Genomic DNA, 14007 nt, shown 5'->3' with positions numbered 1-14007 from the left:
AAAGCCGGCCCGGATAGTCGCGCGCGCAGGCCCCGAAAAGTGCCCAGTGGTTGCCGGAGAAACTTTCCTTCAGCTTGCGGCAAGCTTGCCACAGCCATGCGCCAATCGACTGAAAGGACACGCGCCGACATGTATCGATTTTCCCTTGCCTGCGCCGCTGCGCTCGCCGCCTGGACGGTCCCCGCGCATGCCGGCGAGGTGTTCGCCGGTGCATATGTGCACGGGGTGGACACCCCTTTCACACTGGACACGCCGGAGAGCGGGACCGACGTCGAACTCGGTTACCGCTTCGATCCGATCGAGGGACTGCGGGCGATCGGCAAGCCGTCGCCCTATCTGTTCGCTTCCGTGAACACTGGCGGGGATACCAGCTTTGCCGGGGCTGGCCTGGCGTGGAAAGTCGAGAAGGGGCGCTTCTATATCCGCCCCGGGATTGGGTTCGTGGTGCAGGATGGCCCGCGTTCCCGCATCGATCCGCTGTCGGGCAAGCATACCGAGCTTGGAAGCCGGGTGCTGTTCGAACCCGAGCTCGCGCTTGGTACCAAGCTATCCGAGCAGCTTTCTGTCGAAGCGAGCTGGGTGCACATCAGCCATGCCCGACTGTTTAACGCGCGGCAGAACCCGGGCGTCGACATGATGGGCGTGCGGCTCAACTGGCGCTTGTGAATTGCGCGGCGCGCGGTAGGAAGCGCGCGAACGCATTCAGGAGCTTGTCATGACGTCCCGCCTTGCCGTTGCCGCCGCTCTCGCTTTCGCGCTCGCCGCTTGCGGCGCCGACAATACTTCCGACACGGGACCCGAGGCTTCCTCCACAACCGTAGCGACCGATGCCATGGCGGTTGAGACACCGGCGGTTTCCGCCAGCGACACGCCCGCTCCGGGGGCAACAGAGACGCCTGCTCCAACCCCGAGCCCCACTGCCAGTGCGAGCGCCAGTGCGTCCGCCAGCGCGACTCCGACGCCGACCAAGGTAGCCGCAGCCGGCCCGCCCGAGGCATTCAAGCAGTGCGCGGTGTGTCACTCGACCGAACCGGGCAAGACGCTGATCGGCCCCTCGCTCGCCGGGATCTATGGCGAGAAGGCGGGTGACGTGCCGGGCTACAAGTTCTCCGATGCGATGAAGAACTCCGGCCTGACCTGGAACGAGGCGACGCTCGATCGCTACCTGACCGACCCGAAAGCCGTGGTCCCGGGCACGACCATGGCTCTGGCCGGCATCAAGGACGCCGGCAAGCGGGCGGACATCATCGCTTATCTGAAGACGCTGTAAGGCCGCTCATGGCACATGGAGGCGCCTCGTTCCTGATGGACGGGGTCCTTTTGCTGGGCTTCGGTCTCGGCTTCGTGCTGCTGTTCCGCAAGCTCGGTCTGGGCGCCACGCTCGGGTACCTCGTGGCGGGCGCGGTGGTTGGGCCCGATGTGCTCGGCCTCGCCGGCGACGCCGAGGCGATGATCCCGGTTGCGGAACTCGGCATTACGCTGCTGCTGTTCGTCGTCGGGCTCGAGCTCTCGCCAAGCCGGCTGTGGGAGATGAAGAGCGAAATCTTCGGCCTTGGCCTGCTACAGGTCGCGCTGTGCGGGCTGGCGCTGAGTGCGCTGCTCTATGTCGCCACCCCGTTCACGCTCGGCGCGTCGCTGGCGATCGGGCTGCCGCTGGCGCTCAGCTCGACCGCACAGGTCCTGCCGATGCTGCAGTCGGCCGGCCGGCTGCACACGCCGTTCGGCGAGCGGGCCTTCTCGATTCTGCTGTTCCAGGACCTGTCGATCATTCCGCTGTTGACGATCGTCGCCGCGCTGAGCCGGAACCCTGCCCAGGACACGGGTCCCCCCGGCTGGCAAATGGTGCTGATAACGCTGGCGGCGATCGCCGGACTGATCCTTGCCGGGCGCTTCCTCGTGCGGCCGCTGTTCCGGCTGATTTCGCGCCTCGGCGAGCGCGAGATGTTCGTCGTCGCCGCACTGGCCGTGGTGGTTTCGGCGGCAGCGCTAATGGAAGTGCTCGGCCTGTCGACCGCGCTCGGAGCGTTCATTGCCGGCGTGATGCTGGCCGACACTCCGTTCCGCCACGAGATCGAAGCCGATGTCGAGCCGTTCCGCTCGATCCTGCTCGGCCTGTTCTTCCTCGCCGTCGGCATGATGCTCGATCTCTCGGTCATCGCTGCCAATCCGCTGTTCGTCGTGGGTATGGCGGGGGCGCTGATCGCGACCAAGACACTGGTGATCGGCGGGCTCGGCCTTGTCTTCGGGATGCGCTGGCGGGCGGCACTGGCGCTGGGCCTGCTGCTCAGCCAGGGCGGCGAATTCGGGTTCGTGCTGTTCACCCGCGCCCAGCAGGGCCTATTGATCGAGCCCGAGGCGGCCAGCCTGTTCGGAGCGATCGTCACGCTGTCGATGGCGACCACGCCGTTTCTGATGATGGCGACCAAGCGCATCCGCCGGGAGCCGATGGTGCAGGAAGAGCGCGAAGGCCCACGCACCGACGGGGCCAGCGCGCTCGTTGTCGGCTATGGCCGCTTCGGGCAAACCGTGGCGCAGATGCTGATTACCTCAAACATCCCGGTGACCTTGATCGACACCGACACCGAGATGATCGACGTTGCCGGCAACTTCGGCGCGAAGGTCTATTTCGGCGACGGCACGCGTATCGATCTTCTCCGTCAGGCGGGTGCGGGCGAAGCGAGCATGATCCTGTTCTGCCTCGACGGCGACAATCCGACGGCCGACCTTTTGCGATCGGTGCGCGAGCATTTCCCGCAGGCCAAGATCTACGCCCGGGTGTTCGATCGTCGCAGCCTCATCGATCTGCGCGGCGCGCCGGTCGACTTCGCCATCCGCGAGGTGATGGAGAGCGCGGTACAGATGGCCCGCGCCGCGCTCGAGGAGCTGGGCGACAACCTCGAGGACATCGACAAGACCGAGAAGACCTATCGCGACAACGACCGCGAACGGCTCGACCTGCAGAAGGGTGAAGGCAACTACCGCGCAGGGCGCGACCGGATCATCACCCAGGAAACCCGGTCCGCACGCCGCGGCGACTAAGCCGGATAGCCACTTTTGAGGCGCTTTCGGTCACCGGTTGGCGATCCGGGCGGCGCCGCGGCGACAAGCGCCTCGCCGCTGTGGGCCGAATGCCGATCGGCCCCGGTCGCGTCCCGCATAGAGAAAGGGCGGCACCTCGCGGCACCGCCCTCCCGATCACGGATGCTTCAAGACATCCGCAAACCTTCAAGGCTTACTTCAGCTCGACGGTGCCGCCGGCAGCTTCGATCTTGCCCTTGATCTCTTCGGCCTCGGCCTTGTTCACGCCTTCCTTCACCGCTTTCGGGGTGCTCTCGACGAGGGCCTTGGCTTCGGTCAGGCCCAGGCCGGTGATGGCGCGGACTTCCTTGATGACCTGGATCTTCTTGCCACCGTCGCCGGTGAGAATGACGTCGAATTCGTCCTTCTCTTCGGCAGCGGCGCCAGCGTCGCCACCGCCCGCGGGGGCAGCAACGGCAACAGCGGCGGCGGCGCTAACGCCCCACTCTTCTTCGAGCGCCTTGGCAAGCTCGGCGGCTTCCATGACGGTCAGCTTCGACAGTTCTTCAACAAGCTTGGCGATATCGGCCATGACTTCGTACTCCGTTCAAATGATGGACCGGGGCAAACCTGCGCCCGGCAAATTCGCGTTTGGAAAAACCGCTTACGCCGCTTCCTTGGCCGCATAGGCCCCGAAAACGCGCGCCAGCTTGCTCGCCGGGGCGTTGACCAGTTGCACCACCTTGGTGGCGGGTGCATTGACCAGGCCGACGATCTTGGCCCTGAGCTCGTCGAGCGAAGGCATCGCGGCGAGCGCCTTGACCCCATCGGCGTCGAGCGCCACGCTGCCCATGGAACCGCCGACGATTTCGAGCTTTTCGTTCGTCTTGGCGAACTCGACCACGGCCTTGGCGGCGGCAACCGGATCCGCCGAATAGGCGAGAGCGGTCGGGCCGACGAGGTATGCCTCGAGGGAGGTGTAGTCGGTGTCCTTCAGGGCGAGCCTGGCGAGGCGGTTCTTCGCAACCTTGTAGGACGCGCCGGCATCGCGCATCTTCGAGCGCAAGTCGGTGGACTGGGCCACCGTCAGGCCGAGATTGCGGGTGACAACCACCACGCCGCTCTCGTTGAAGACTTCGCTGAGCTGGGCGACCGAATCGGCTTTCTGCGAACGATCCATGCCATACTCCTTCACTATGGCCGCTTGCGCTGGGGCGCCTGCGACCGGCTACGTTAGCCCATGCCGTTCACCGACACGGGCAAGTCCGTTGATGGGGAAGGAGTGCACGTCATGAACGTGCGAAACGGAAGCCGTGGCCTCCGCGAGAAATCTCGTTTCCCCGTCTAGGCTGCAGATTAAGGGGGAAGCCCCCGGCAGCTGTCTCGGACGGATGACCGGCGAACCGGTCGGGGCGGGCCAATAGGGATTTTGCCGGCGAGGTCAAGCAAAACTCCTCGACGCGGTCCGTGGCAAGACTGCGAAGATTGGTCATTCCGCTTTCGCTTTGTCCGGAAAACCGCCACGGGGGAGCGGCAAATTCTAGGACGCGATAATGGCCGGTTTCAAAGAGCTCGATTTCAACGAACGCCGCGCCGCGGCGCAGAAAGCGCGAGACGCCGCCCTGGCGAAGCTCAAGGCGAAACCTGCAGTGAGCGAGGCCGAACTCGCCCGGCGCCGCCAAGCAGGGGAAGCTCGCGACGCGGCTGCGGCGCATAAGCGTGAAGCGGCGGCGCGGGCTCGCCTTGAAGCCGAGGAAGCAGCGGAGTCGGCTCGCGCTGCAACGCCCACCGAAGCCGAGCGCAAGGCGGAGCGCGATGCCAAGTACGCCGCACGCAAGAACCGCAAAGCTCGGCGCTAGAGGTCTCAGTTCGCACCGCCTGCGGGGGCACATGCCACCTTGCACGAAGGTCGCCGGCGCTGCCTTTATCTGCAAGCGGCCCCGACCACGCCAAGACCGATCGCGCCTTGGAATGACGAAAGCGGTCAGTCAAAAAGGCTACGTGTTTTCCGTCGCCCGCGACGCCCTCCTAGCGAGAAAGGCCTTTTTGACGCTAGCAATACTGTCTAGGGCGGACGCGGAAGGGTAGTGACATGAACAAGCAGGAGGGGGTGTGCAACCCCGCCAAAAGGAACGCAGAGCTGCGCGGGCTGGTCAGCATGCGGATGATCCGCCTGTTCGTCCTGCTGCGCCGGACCGGCGTCCTGGCGCAAAAGCGGCTGTTCGAACTTTCCGAAATCGAATGGCGCATCATGGTCCAGTTGGGCGACACCGCGCCTCTGTCGCTCAACGGCCTGGCCGATGCCCTCGTCCAGGATCGCGGGCAGCTCAGCCGCGCCGTGAAGGGCATGGTTTCGCGCGGTCTGCTCAGGCGCGAGCGCAAGCCGGGTGGTCCAGAGATCGAGATCGAACTTTCGGACGAAGGGGCGACGTTGCACGCGCAAATGGTGCGCTGGGCAGCCCAGCGCGACACGGCTCTGACCGGCGGGATCGATCAGGGTGACCTCGACACCGTGCTCCGAGTGACCGAAACGATGATCGGCCGCGCCCAGGCGATGCTCGAAAAGGAACAGCAGGCCGGCGCCTGACTGTGCTGGCGCTTTACCATTTCGGGCCTGTCGCAAACTCGCTCACACCCCTTCTCTGCTTGCTCGAAAAAGGAGCGGCGTTCGAAAGCAGGGCGCTTGATGGCCGCAAGTGGGAGCACCACGATCCCGAATTCCGGGCAATCAATCCCGAGGGCACGGTGCCCGTTCTCGTGCATGACCGGCGGGTGCTGCGCGAATCGACCGTCATCAACGAATATCTCGACGACATCCTTCCCGATCCGCCGCTGCGGCCGTCCGATCCCTGGGAACGGGCCGAGATGCGCGTTCTGACCAAGTACGTCGATGAGTACTTTTGTCCGGCACTGACGGTGCTGGGTGCGCACGGGGCTACAGCGTTTGCCTCGAAGATCGACAAGCGTGTGATGGCCCAGCGGTTGGCCAATATGCCGAACGAGGAGGTCCGCCGGAAGTGGGCGACCATATCCGACGCGGGATTTTCCGATGCCGAGCTGGCCGATGCCCGGCGCAGGCTCGGCAATTGTATCGCCAGACTGGAAACCCAGCTCGGCGACGGGCGCCCCTGGCTGATGGGCGGGACCTACACGCTCGCCGACATCAAATGGTACTCGATGGCTCCGGCGCTGCCGCGGGTCATGGTGCAGGCGTGCAATGCCGTGGCGGCCCCGGCAACAACGGCCTGGTTGGCCCGCATGGCCGAGCGGCCGGCAGTCGCGGCCTTACCTGCCTACGCCCCGAGCCGCTAATCGAAAATCGTCTGTCGTTCGTCCGGCGCACCTTGCGTCTGTGCTGCGCTGTATTACCATTCTAATACGCGAAGACGGGTTTCGAGCGAGCGCTCGCGACCAATTCTTACAATTGCCCGCTTGGGATTGCCGGGCAGGCCTGTTAGTCATTTGGCTAATTCGTACATATGCGAGGGGGTTCCAGTGCCGTTCGAGGGTTATCGCAAGGCGTGCTTGACGATGCCGCTGCTGCTCGGCCTGGCCGCTTGCGCCACGCCGGTCCCGCCTGCCGGCGCCGGCGTCGCGGTCCCCGGCAGCTGGGCCGAGACGCAGGCGCCGCCAGCCGACCTCGACGTCGCGCAATACTGGACCATGCTCGGCGATCCGCTGCTCACCGAGTTCGTCGAGCAGGCCGTGGCCGAGAACCTCGACATCGCGCAGAGCGCCGCGCGTCTCGACCAGGCGCGCGCGCAGCTGCGCGCCGCGCGCGCCGGCTATGCCCCGCAGATCAACGCCAGCGGCGGAGTTCAGCGCGACGTCGGCGATTTTGCGAGCAAGGACTTCAATTTTTCGGTCGGCGCCGACGCCAGCTGGGAAGCCGACCTGTTCGGCCGCATTTCGGGCAATGTGGCGGCGAGCCGCGCCGATCTCGAAGCAGCCGGATATTCGCTCGCCGACATCCAGCGGCTGATCGTCGGCCAGGTCGCGCTCGGCACAATCCAGGCGCGCGCCACGGCGCTGCAACTGGCGATCGCCCGCGACACGCTGAACTACCAGGACGACAATTTGCAGATCGCGCGCTGGCGCAACCAGGCCGGGCTCGTCTCAAGTCTCGATGTGGAGCAGGCGCGCAGCCAGCGCGCTGCCACGGCGGCGACCATCCCGCAGCTTGAAAGTAGCCTGGCTGCGCGCGCCAATGCCATCTCGACGCTGATCGGCGAGCCACCCGGCAGGGTCCTCACCTTGCTTCAGGGCAGCGATTTCGTGCCCGAACCGCCCGCACTCGAGGGTTTCGCGGCACCTGCCGATGTGCTGCGCCGCCGCCCCGACGTGCGCGGCGCGGAGGCGTCGCTGGTCGCCGCGAGTGCGCGGGTCGGCGTGGCCCAGGCCCAGCTTCTGCCGCTAGTTCGGCTGACCGGTAACATCGGTACCGGAGCGACCAGCGTGGGCAGCCTCTTCGACATCATCACCGGCGGCATCGTTGCCAGCATCGGCCAGCTGATCTTCGACGGCGGCCGCACCCAGGCACAAATCGACAGCGCCAAGGCCGCGGCCGAGGGCGCGTTGGCCGCGTGGCGGCAAAGCATCCTCGGCGCGCTTGAAGACGTCGAGACCAGCGCCGTCGACCTGCGCGCTGCGCGCGAGCGCGTGGCGATCCAGGGCGAGGGCCGCGACGCAGCCGCTAACGCCGCTCTGCTCGCCCGCAGCCAGTACCAGGCGGGCCTCACCGACTTTCGGACTCTTCTCAGCGCCGAGAACCAGCTGCTCGCGGCGCGCAACGCCGAAATCGGCGCCAAGGCTGACCTCGCCGGCGCCTTCGTTCGCCTCACCCAAGCGCTGGGCGGCGGCTGGACGCCTGCCGCCTATCCCGCGATTTCCGATCGAGAGACAGACCAATGAACGACACCGCCACCACGGACGCCCGCTCGGTCGACGAGTTCCTCGGCAGCGAGACCAAGCCGCGCTGGCGCCGGTGGATGAAGTACTGGCTGCCGGCCGTCGTCCTGCTCGTTCTCGCAGCAGTCTTCCTGCGGGGCGGCGACGACAAGCAGCAGTACATCACCGAGCCGGTGGTCGAGCGCTCGCTCGATATCGACGTCACTGCGACGGGCAACCTGCGGCCGACCAACCAGGTGGACGTGGGTTCGGAAGTTTCGGGCCGCATCGACCGCATACTGGTCGACGTCAATGATCGGGTGAGCCGCGGGCAAGTGCTGGCGCAGATCAACACCGACGTGATTCAGGACCAGATTCGCCAGGCCCAGGCAAACGTCAACGCGGCGCGGGCCTCGGTCGCCCAGGCCGGGGCGACGCTCGATGTCGACACCGCCCAGCTCGCCCGCCTGCAGGAGGTCTGGCGCCTGTCGGAAGGCAAGGTGCCCTCGCGCACCGAGCTCGAGGCCGCCGAAGCGAACGTCAAGCGGGACAGGGCATCTGTCGCCTCTGCACAGGCCAATGTGGCCAGTGCGCAGGCGCAGCTTTCTTCGGCCATGACCAATCGCGACCGGGCAGTCATTCGCTCGCCGGTTTCGGGCGTCGTTCTCGCCCGCCAGGTTGAACCCGGTCAGACGGTGGCGGCAAGCTTCAACACGCCGACCCTGTTCGTGATCGCCGAAGACCTTTCGCAAATGCAGCTGCGCGTCTCGATCGACGAGGCCGACGTCGGCCAGGTCGAGGCCGGCCAAAAGGCCAGCTTCACGGTCGATGCCTACCCGGGCCGCAAGTTCCCTGCGAAGGTCGAAAGGGTCGATCTGGCGTCGAACAACACTGCGCAGTCGAGCCAGCAGCAGCAATCTGCGGGCCAGCAGGGCAACTCGGTCATCATCTACGAGGCGCGCCTGACCGTCGACAATGCCGCGGGCCTCTTGCGCCCCGGCATGACCGCGACCGCCAACATTGCCACCGACAGCACCGGCAAACGCATGCTCGTGCCCAACGGTGCCTTGCGTTTCGAGCCGCCGAAAAAGGACAGCACGGGCGGAGTGCAGCTTAACAACGGCAACGACTTTGGGCTCGATCGCGAGAAGGAGCAGGCGACGATCGGCCGCGGCAGCCGGCAGACGGTCTATGTCCTCCAGGCCAATAACGAGCTGAAGCCGATGGAGGTCGTCACCGGGCAGAGCGACGGGCGCTACACGGTCGTTTCCTCGAAGGACCTGAAGACCGGGATGAAGGTCGTGACGTCGATCAAGGCCAAGGAAAAGTGATCGGCGAAGCGATCATCGAACTCGAAGGGATCACTAAGACCTTCGGTCAGGGATCCGCCGCTTTCCAGGCGCTTCGCGGCGTGGACCTGACGATCGCCCGTGGGGATTTCGTGGCCATCATGGGCGCCTCGGGTTCGGGCAAGTCGACGACGATGAACATCCTCGGCTGCCTCGATACTCCCACGACCGGCGTCTACCGGTTCCTCGGCACCGAGGTCCAGTCGCTGAGCCGCGACCAGCGTTCGCTGCTGCGCCGCAGGTACCTCGGCTTCGTGTTCCAGGGCTTCAACCTGCTTGCCCGCACCAGTGCGGCGGAGAACGTGGAGCTTCCGCTGATCTACCGCGGAGAAAAGAAGGAAGCGCGGCGCGAAGCCGCCCTGCGCGCCCTCGACCGCGTCGGACTGGTGCCGTGGGCTGATCACACGCCCGCGGAACTGTCCGGCGGTCAGCAGCAGCGCGTTGCGATTGCCCGGGCGCTGGTCACCGACCCCGAAGTGCTGCTGGCCGACGAGCCCACCGGCAACCTCGATTCGGAACGCTCGCTCGAAATCATGGAATTCCTCGGCGAACTCAACAAGACTGGAATCACCATTCTCATGGTCACGCACGAGCCGGAGATGGCCGAGTTCGCCAAGACCATCGTTCACTTCAAGGATGGTCTCGTGGAACGAATCGAGCAAGGGCACCGCCAAGGCGCTCCGCTGGGAGCGGCCTGATGTGGGGCACGACACTCCTGCTCGCCTTGCGCGAAATCAGGCGACACATCCTGCGCAGTTTCCTGACGACGCTCGGTATCATCATCGGCGTCGCTGCGGTCATCACCATGGTAACGCTCGGCAAGGGCGTGACAGCCGATATCGAAAAGCAGATCAGCTCGCTGGGTTCGAACGTGTTTTTCGTATTCCCGGTCCAGACCGATCGGGGCCAGCTGCGGCCCTTCGACGAGCGTGACGTAACGGCGGTACGCGAGCAGATCGCCGGCGTGAAGGATGTCGCCGGACAGGTCGAAAAGAACGTGACCGCGATCCACAACGGGCAGGACTGGAAGAGCAAGGTCGAAGGCGTCGGCAACGATTTCCTGCGCGCGCGGGGGATCGAGATCGACGAAGGTCGCGCGTTCAGCGAAGCGGAGGAGACCGCCGGCGCCAACGTGTGCATCATCGGACCGACCGTGCGCGACGAGATTTTCGTTCCCAACCAGAGTCCAATCGGCGAACGGATGCGGCTCGACAACGTGTCGTGCCAGGTCATCGGCGTCTTCGCCTCCCGCGGCAGCGTCGGCGGCAACGGCGATGACGACAATTCGGTGTTCATGCCGCTGACCAACGTCCAGCGGCGCTTCACCGGCAACGACAAGATCGGTTACATGGTCGTTTCGTACGATTCTTCCTATTCCAGCGCGGCGATGACCCAGGCGCTGGTCGACCTGATGCGCGAGCGCCGGGTGCTCTTGGCGGGCCAGCCCAACGATTTCGACATCATCGATACCGCCGAAATCAACGATACTGTCGCCAGCAGCGTGGGAACGCTGACCGTCATGGTCGCCGCCATCGCCGCCATCAGCCTCGTCGTCGGCGGTGTGGGCATCATGAACATCATGCTCGTCTCGGTGACGGAGCGGACGCGAGAAATCGGCATCCGCTTGGCCATCGGTGCTCTGGCCCGAGAGGTACAGATGCAATTCCTGACCGAGGCCGTGGTGCTGTGTTGCTTCGGAGGCATTATCGGCATCTTGCTCGGTTTCGCGCTGTCCTACAGCCTGTCGAGCGCCTTCGAGCTGCCCTATGTGTTCGACCCGTTCATCAACATCCTGAGCTTCGTGATCTCGGCGCTCATCGGCATCGTCTTCGGCTATTTCCCGGCTCGCCGCGCCAGCCAGCTCGATCCGATCGAGGCCCTGCGACACGAATGACCGCTTAGGGGCGGTCTTCGAGACCCGCGATCGCCCTCAGAACATGGGCTGCGACGAGGACCTGCCCGGCGGCCGATATTCTCGCAGTACGGGCAGCGATGGCTTCGCGCTCGGCATCGAGCAACGCAAGTTGCGGCTTGGCCCCGACCTCGACCTCGAGCCGCGTGCCTCGAAGGGCTTGTTCGGTTGCCGCCTCGCGCGCACGCGCGGCGGCCAGCTGCGATCGTGCCGAGCGCAGAGTGGCGAAGCTCTCGACCGCCTGTCCCTCGATCTGCTGCGCCGCGGCGGCTGCATCTGCTTCTGCAGCGCGGGCTTCGGCGCTAGCCTTGCGCACGCGCGCGGATGCGCGGCCGCCGGAAAAGAAATTCCAGCTGGCGCGCAGCCCGACGCTGGCGCTGTCGGCGGCATAGCCGGGGAAGAACTGATCGCGTACGCTCGAACCTTCCGCGTAAAGGCCCACCGTTGGCAGCTCCGCGGCCTTTGCCGCCTTCACGCCCGCCCGGGCCATGTCGGCGGCGCTCTTGGCCTTGCCTAGTGCCGGATTGGCGGCGAGAGCGAGCTTCACCGCCTCCTCGGCGCTTTGCGGCACCGGCGGCGGTTCGGGCAAACCTTCGCTCGGGTCCACCGGCTGCCCGGCAAGCAGTGCCAGGCGAGCAAGTGCCGATCGCAGGCGTCCTTCAGCGGCGGCGAGGCCCGCCTGCCCTTCGGCACGGCGAGCTTCAGCCTGCGCCACCTCGGTGCTCGTGCCTTCGCCGGCCTCGAACCTGAGGCGTGCCTGACGCAAGATTTCGCCCAGCGTTTCGTCCATCTTGCGATAGCCGAGCACCTCGTCTTCGGCGTCGCGCGCGGCACTATATGTTCGCACGACGGCAATTCGGAGATCCAACGCTGTGACTTGGCTGGCAAGACCGGCCATTGCGACCCCGGCCTCGGCCTGCAATCGGCCGGCTGCAATGCGCCCGCCGGTGAAGATCGGCAGGTCGAGCGACAACTGAGCGACCCGCGGCGTCACGTTGTCCGCGGGCAAGCCAAAGAAGCCGCGCGGATCGATATAGCCGGTGCCGATCTGGCCCTGCGCGCTAGCAGACGGCATTCGCTCGGCGCGCGCCTCGTCGAGCGAGGCCGCGGCGGCATCTTCCCTGGCGCGGGCCGCGGCCAGTTCGGGCGAATGAGCCAAGCTTTTCCCGACGGCCTCGTCGAGCGTATCCGCCAGAGCGGGGCTGCCGGCGAGGGCGGCGCCTAGCAGCGCCGGGGCGAGATGTCCGAAACGCATGGATTCTTCAGCTAAACGCGCTGCCCTCGCGCAGGCCGAGCCTGCGGAATATCATCGCCGCTGGGCAGAATCCCGTCACACTGGCTTGCAGCATGTTGAGGCCCGCGAACGCGGTCAGGAGGAGCCACCAGGAGCTGACGCTCGCGGCAAGCGCTACGCTGAGCAACACCACGAAGCCGGCGAACGCCAGAACGGCACGATCGATGTTCATCACGCATTCTCCTTGTCGAAGCGAAGTTTCTTCACCCCCAGCATGTGCAGCGCCAGTTTCTCATAGAACGGTTCGGTCTCGCCCTTGCGGATCTTGCGCAGGAAGTACTTTTCGAACCCGATCTTCGCGAGGTGTACCCAGCGGCCTTCACTCGACCAGTTGGTGTTGCGCGGCGGGATCTGCGGTTTGGCGATGAACGCGACGCCGCCGTCGCCGAAGTCGGCGAGGCAAATTGCGTTCCAGGTAGCTTCGTGCGTCGGTTCCTTGCCCTCGAGCAGCTCGCGCAAGTTCTCGGTAACCGCAGTGACCATGCTTTCGATCATGAAGCCGGTCTTCGGTACGCCGACCGGCAGCGGGGTCGGCCCGGTCGGCGGGATCGCGATGCACACGCCGATGGCGAAGACATTGCGGTACTTGGGATTGCGTTGATGGTCGTCGACCAGCACGAAGCCGCGCGGATTGACCAACCCGTCGAGCCCCATCAGAGCTTCGATGCCGCGGAACGGCGGCATGAGCATGCACCACCCGAAATCGAGATCGTGGGTCTTTTTCGGCTTGGCGTCCTCGCCCACCTCTTCGATGTGAATCGTGGCGGCCTCGACGCTGGCCACCTTCGCATTGGTGATCCACTTGATATGGCGGTTGCGCATTTCACTTTCGAGCAGACCTTTGGTGTCACCGACTCCATCGAGACCGAGGTGGCCGATGTAGGGTTCGGGAGTGACGAAGGTCATCGGTATCTTGTCGCGGACCTGGCGGCGCCGTAGCTCGGTGTCGAGCAGCATCGCCATTTCGTAGGCCGGGCCGTAGCACGAGGCCCCTTGTGCCGCGCCGACGACGATCGGTCGGGGATTCGCGCACAGCTCCTCGAACTTGGCCCTCGCCTTCACTGCGTGAGAGGTCTCGCAGATCGAGACGGTATTGCGGTCTGGGCCGAAGCCCTCGATCTCGTCGAATGCCAATTCCGGCCCCGTCGCCACGATCAGGTAATCGTATTCGACTGTGGCGCCGTCATTGAGTTCGATGCGGTTGTTTTCCGGATCGACCTTGCGCGCCCCGGTGCCGATGAATTCGATGCCGAGCTTCTCCATGATCGGCGGAAGCTTGACTCGAATCTCCTCAGGCTCACGCCAGCCCACCGCGACCCACGGATTGGAGGGTACAAACCAGTAGTCGGTCCCCTTGTTGATCACGGTGACCCGCGCCTTTCCCTTCAACGCGTGATGGATTTCGTACGCGGCGATCGTCCCCCCGAGACCCGCCCCGAGTATCACGACATGAACAGCGGCCATCGATTTTGCTCCTGTGTTGAAGCCCGTAACCTGACGAAGCGTCCGCGCCGGCTCTATCCGTTTATTTCCGGAGAGGCGGAGCT

The 14007-nt window shown here is 65.4% G+C and carries 15 protein-coding genes; 10 read left to right on the top strand and 5 right to left on the bottom strand.

What is annotated here, in order from left to right; genetic code table 11:
* Positions 1-129 precede the first annotated feature (129 nt).
* The 3 genes from Q7I88_RS01765 to Q7I88_RS01755 are packed head-to-tail and all read left to right on the top strand — an operon-like array spanning position 130 to position 3039.
* On the top strand, positions 130-666 hold the full coding sequence (locus Q7I88_RS01765) for an acyloxyacyl hydrolase (RefSeq protein ID WP_305097324.1): 537 nt from the start codon (positions 130-132) through the stop codon (positions 664-666).
* Between the two features lie 49 nt (positions 667-715).
* Positions 716-1270, top strand: coding sequence for a c-type cytochrome (locus Q7I88_RS01760; RefSeq protein WP_305097323.1), 555 nt, complete (start codon positions 716-718; stop codon positions 1268-1270).
* 35 nt (positions 1271-1305) lie between these two features.
* The gene (locus Q7I88_RS01755; protein WP_305097322.1) at positions 1306-3039 is read left to right on the top strand and encodes a cation:proton antiporter domain-containing protein; all 1734 of its coding nucleotides are present in this window, start codon (positions 1306-1308) and stop codon (positions 3037-3039) included.
* Positions 3040-3232: 193 nt separating this feature from the next.
* On the opposite strand, the gene rplL is transcribed toward Q7I88_RS01755, so the two are convergent.
* Positions 3233-3610 carry a 50S ribosomal protein L7/L12 gene (rplL, locus tag Q7I88_RS01750; protein ID WP_305097321.1) on the bottom strand — a complete coding sequence of 126 codons (378 nt, stop codon included), beginning with the start codon at positions 3608-3610 and terminating at the stop codon, positions 3233-3235.
* Between the two features lie 72 nt (positions 3611-3682).
* Entirely contained in the window at positions 3683-4198 is a 516-nt protein-coding gene (gene rplJ / locus Q7I88_RS01745; protein ID WP_305097320.1) for a 50S ribosomal protein L10, read from the bottom strand.
* 373 nt (positions 4199-4571) lie between these two features.
* On the opposite strand from rplJ, the gene Q7I88_RS01740 reads away from it, so the two are divergent.
* From Q7I88_RS01740 to Q7I88_RS01710, 7 genes are all read left to right on the top strand, one after another.
* On the top strand, positions 4572-4877 hold the full coding sequence (locus tag Q7I88_RS01740) for a DUF6481 family protein (RefSeq protein WP_305097319.1): 306 nt from the start codon (positions 4572-4574) through the stop codon (positions 4875-4877).
* 233 nt (positions 4878-5110) lie between these two features.
* Entirely contained in the window at positions 5111-5605 is a 495-nt protein-coding gene (locus Q7I88_RS01735) for a MarR family winged helix-turn-helix transcriptional regulator (RefSeq protein WP_305097318.1), read from the top strand.
* Positions 5606-5607: 2 nt separating this feature from the next.
* Complete coding sequence (locus tag Q7I88_RS01730; protein ID WP_439648354.1) at positions 5608-6330, top strand: glutathione S-transferase family protein; 723 nt, start codon at positions 5608-5610, stop codon at positions 6328-6330.
* 183 nt (positions 6331-6513) lie between these two features.
* Positions 6514-7929, top strand: a complete 1416-nt coding sequence (locus Q7I88_RS01725) for an efflux transporter outer membrane subunit (protein ID WP_305097316.1) — start codon at positions 6514-6516, stop codon at positions 7927-7929.
* On the top strand, positions 7926-9236 hold the full coding sequence (locus Q7I88_RS01720; RefSeq protein ID WP_305097315.1) for an efflux RND transporter periplasmic adaptor subunit: 1311 nt from the start codon (positions 7926-7928) through the stop codon (positions 9234-9236). The genes Q7I88_RS01725 and Q7I88_RS01720 overlap by 4 nt, the downstream gene beginning before the upstream one ends.
* The gene (locus Q7I88_RS01715; protein WP_305097314.1) at positions 9233-9952 is read left to right on the top strand and encodes an ABC transporter ATP-binding protein; all 720 of its coding nucleotides are present in this window, start codon (positions 9233-9235) and stop codon (positions 9950-9952) included. The genes Q7I88_RS01720 and Q7I88_RS01715 overlap by 4 nt, the downstream gene beginning before the upstream one ends.
* Complete coding sequence (locus Q7I88_RS01710) at positions 9952-11148, top strand: ABC transporter permease (protein ID WP_305097313.1); 1197 nt, start codon at positions 9952-9954, stop codon at positions 11146-11148. Before Q7I88_RS01715 ends, Q7I88_RS01710 begins: the two co-directional genes overlap by 1 nt.
* A gap of 4 nt (positions 11149-11152) precedes the next feature.
* Here Q7I88_RS01710 and Q7I88_RS01705 read toward each other — a convergent pair whose 3' ends face one another.
* Genes Q7I88_RS01705 through Q7I88_RS01695 form a run of 3 tightly spaced genes read right to left on the bottom strand, consistent with a single transcriptional unit; the run spans position 11153 to position 13924 of the window.
* Positions 11153-12421: a TolC family protein gene (locus Q7I88_RS01705; protein WP_305097312.1), complete on the bottom strand. Its 1269-nt coding sequence runs from the start codon at positions 12419-12421 to the stop codon at positions 11153-11155.
* Positions 12422-12428: 7 nt separating this feature from the next.
* The gene (locus tag Q7I88_RS01700; RefSeq protein WP_305097311.1) at positions 12429-12632 is read right to left on the bottom strand and encodes a YgaP family membrane protein; all 204 of its coding nucleotides are present in this window, start codon (positions 12630-12632) and stop codon (positions 12429-12431) included.
* Positions 12632-13924 carry an NAD(P)/FAD-dependent oxidoreductase gene (locus Q7I88_RS01695; RefSeq protein ID WP_305097310.1) on the bottom strand — a complete coding sequence of 431 codons (1293 nt, stop codon included), beginning with the start codon at positions 13922-13924 and terminating at the stop codon, positions 12632-12634. Before Q7I88_RS01695 ends, Q7I88_RS01700 begins: the two co-directional genes overlap by 1 nt.
* Positions 13925-14007 lie beyond the last annotated feature (83 nt).

The organism is Croceibacterium aestuarii, from assembly GCF_030657335.1.
In the GTDB taxonomy this organism is placed as follows: domain Bacteria; phylum Pseudomonadota; class Alphaproteobacteria; order Sphingomonadales; family Sphingomonadaceae; genus Croceibacterium_B; species Croceibacterium_B aestuarii.
This window is presented reverse-complemented; position numbering and strand designations above follow the sequence as displayed.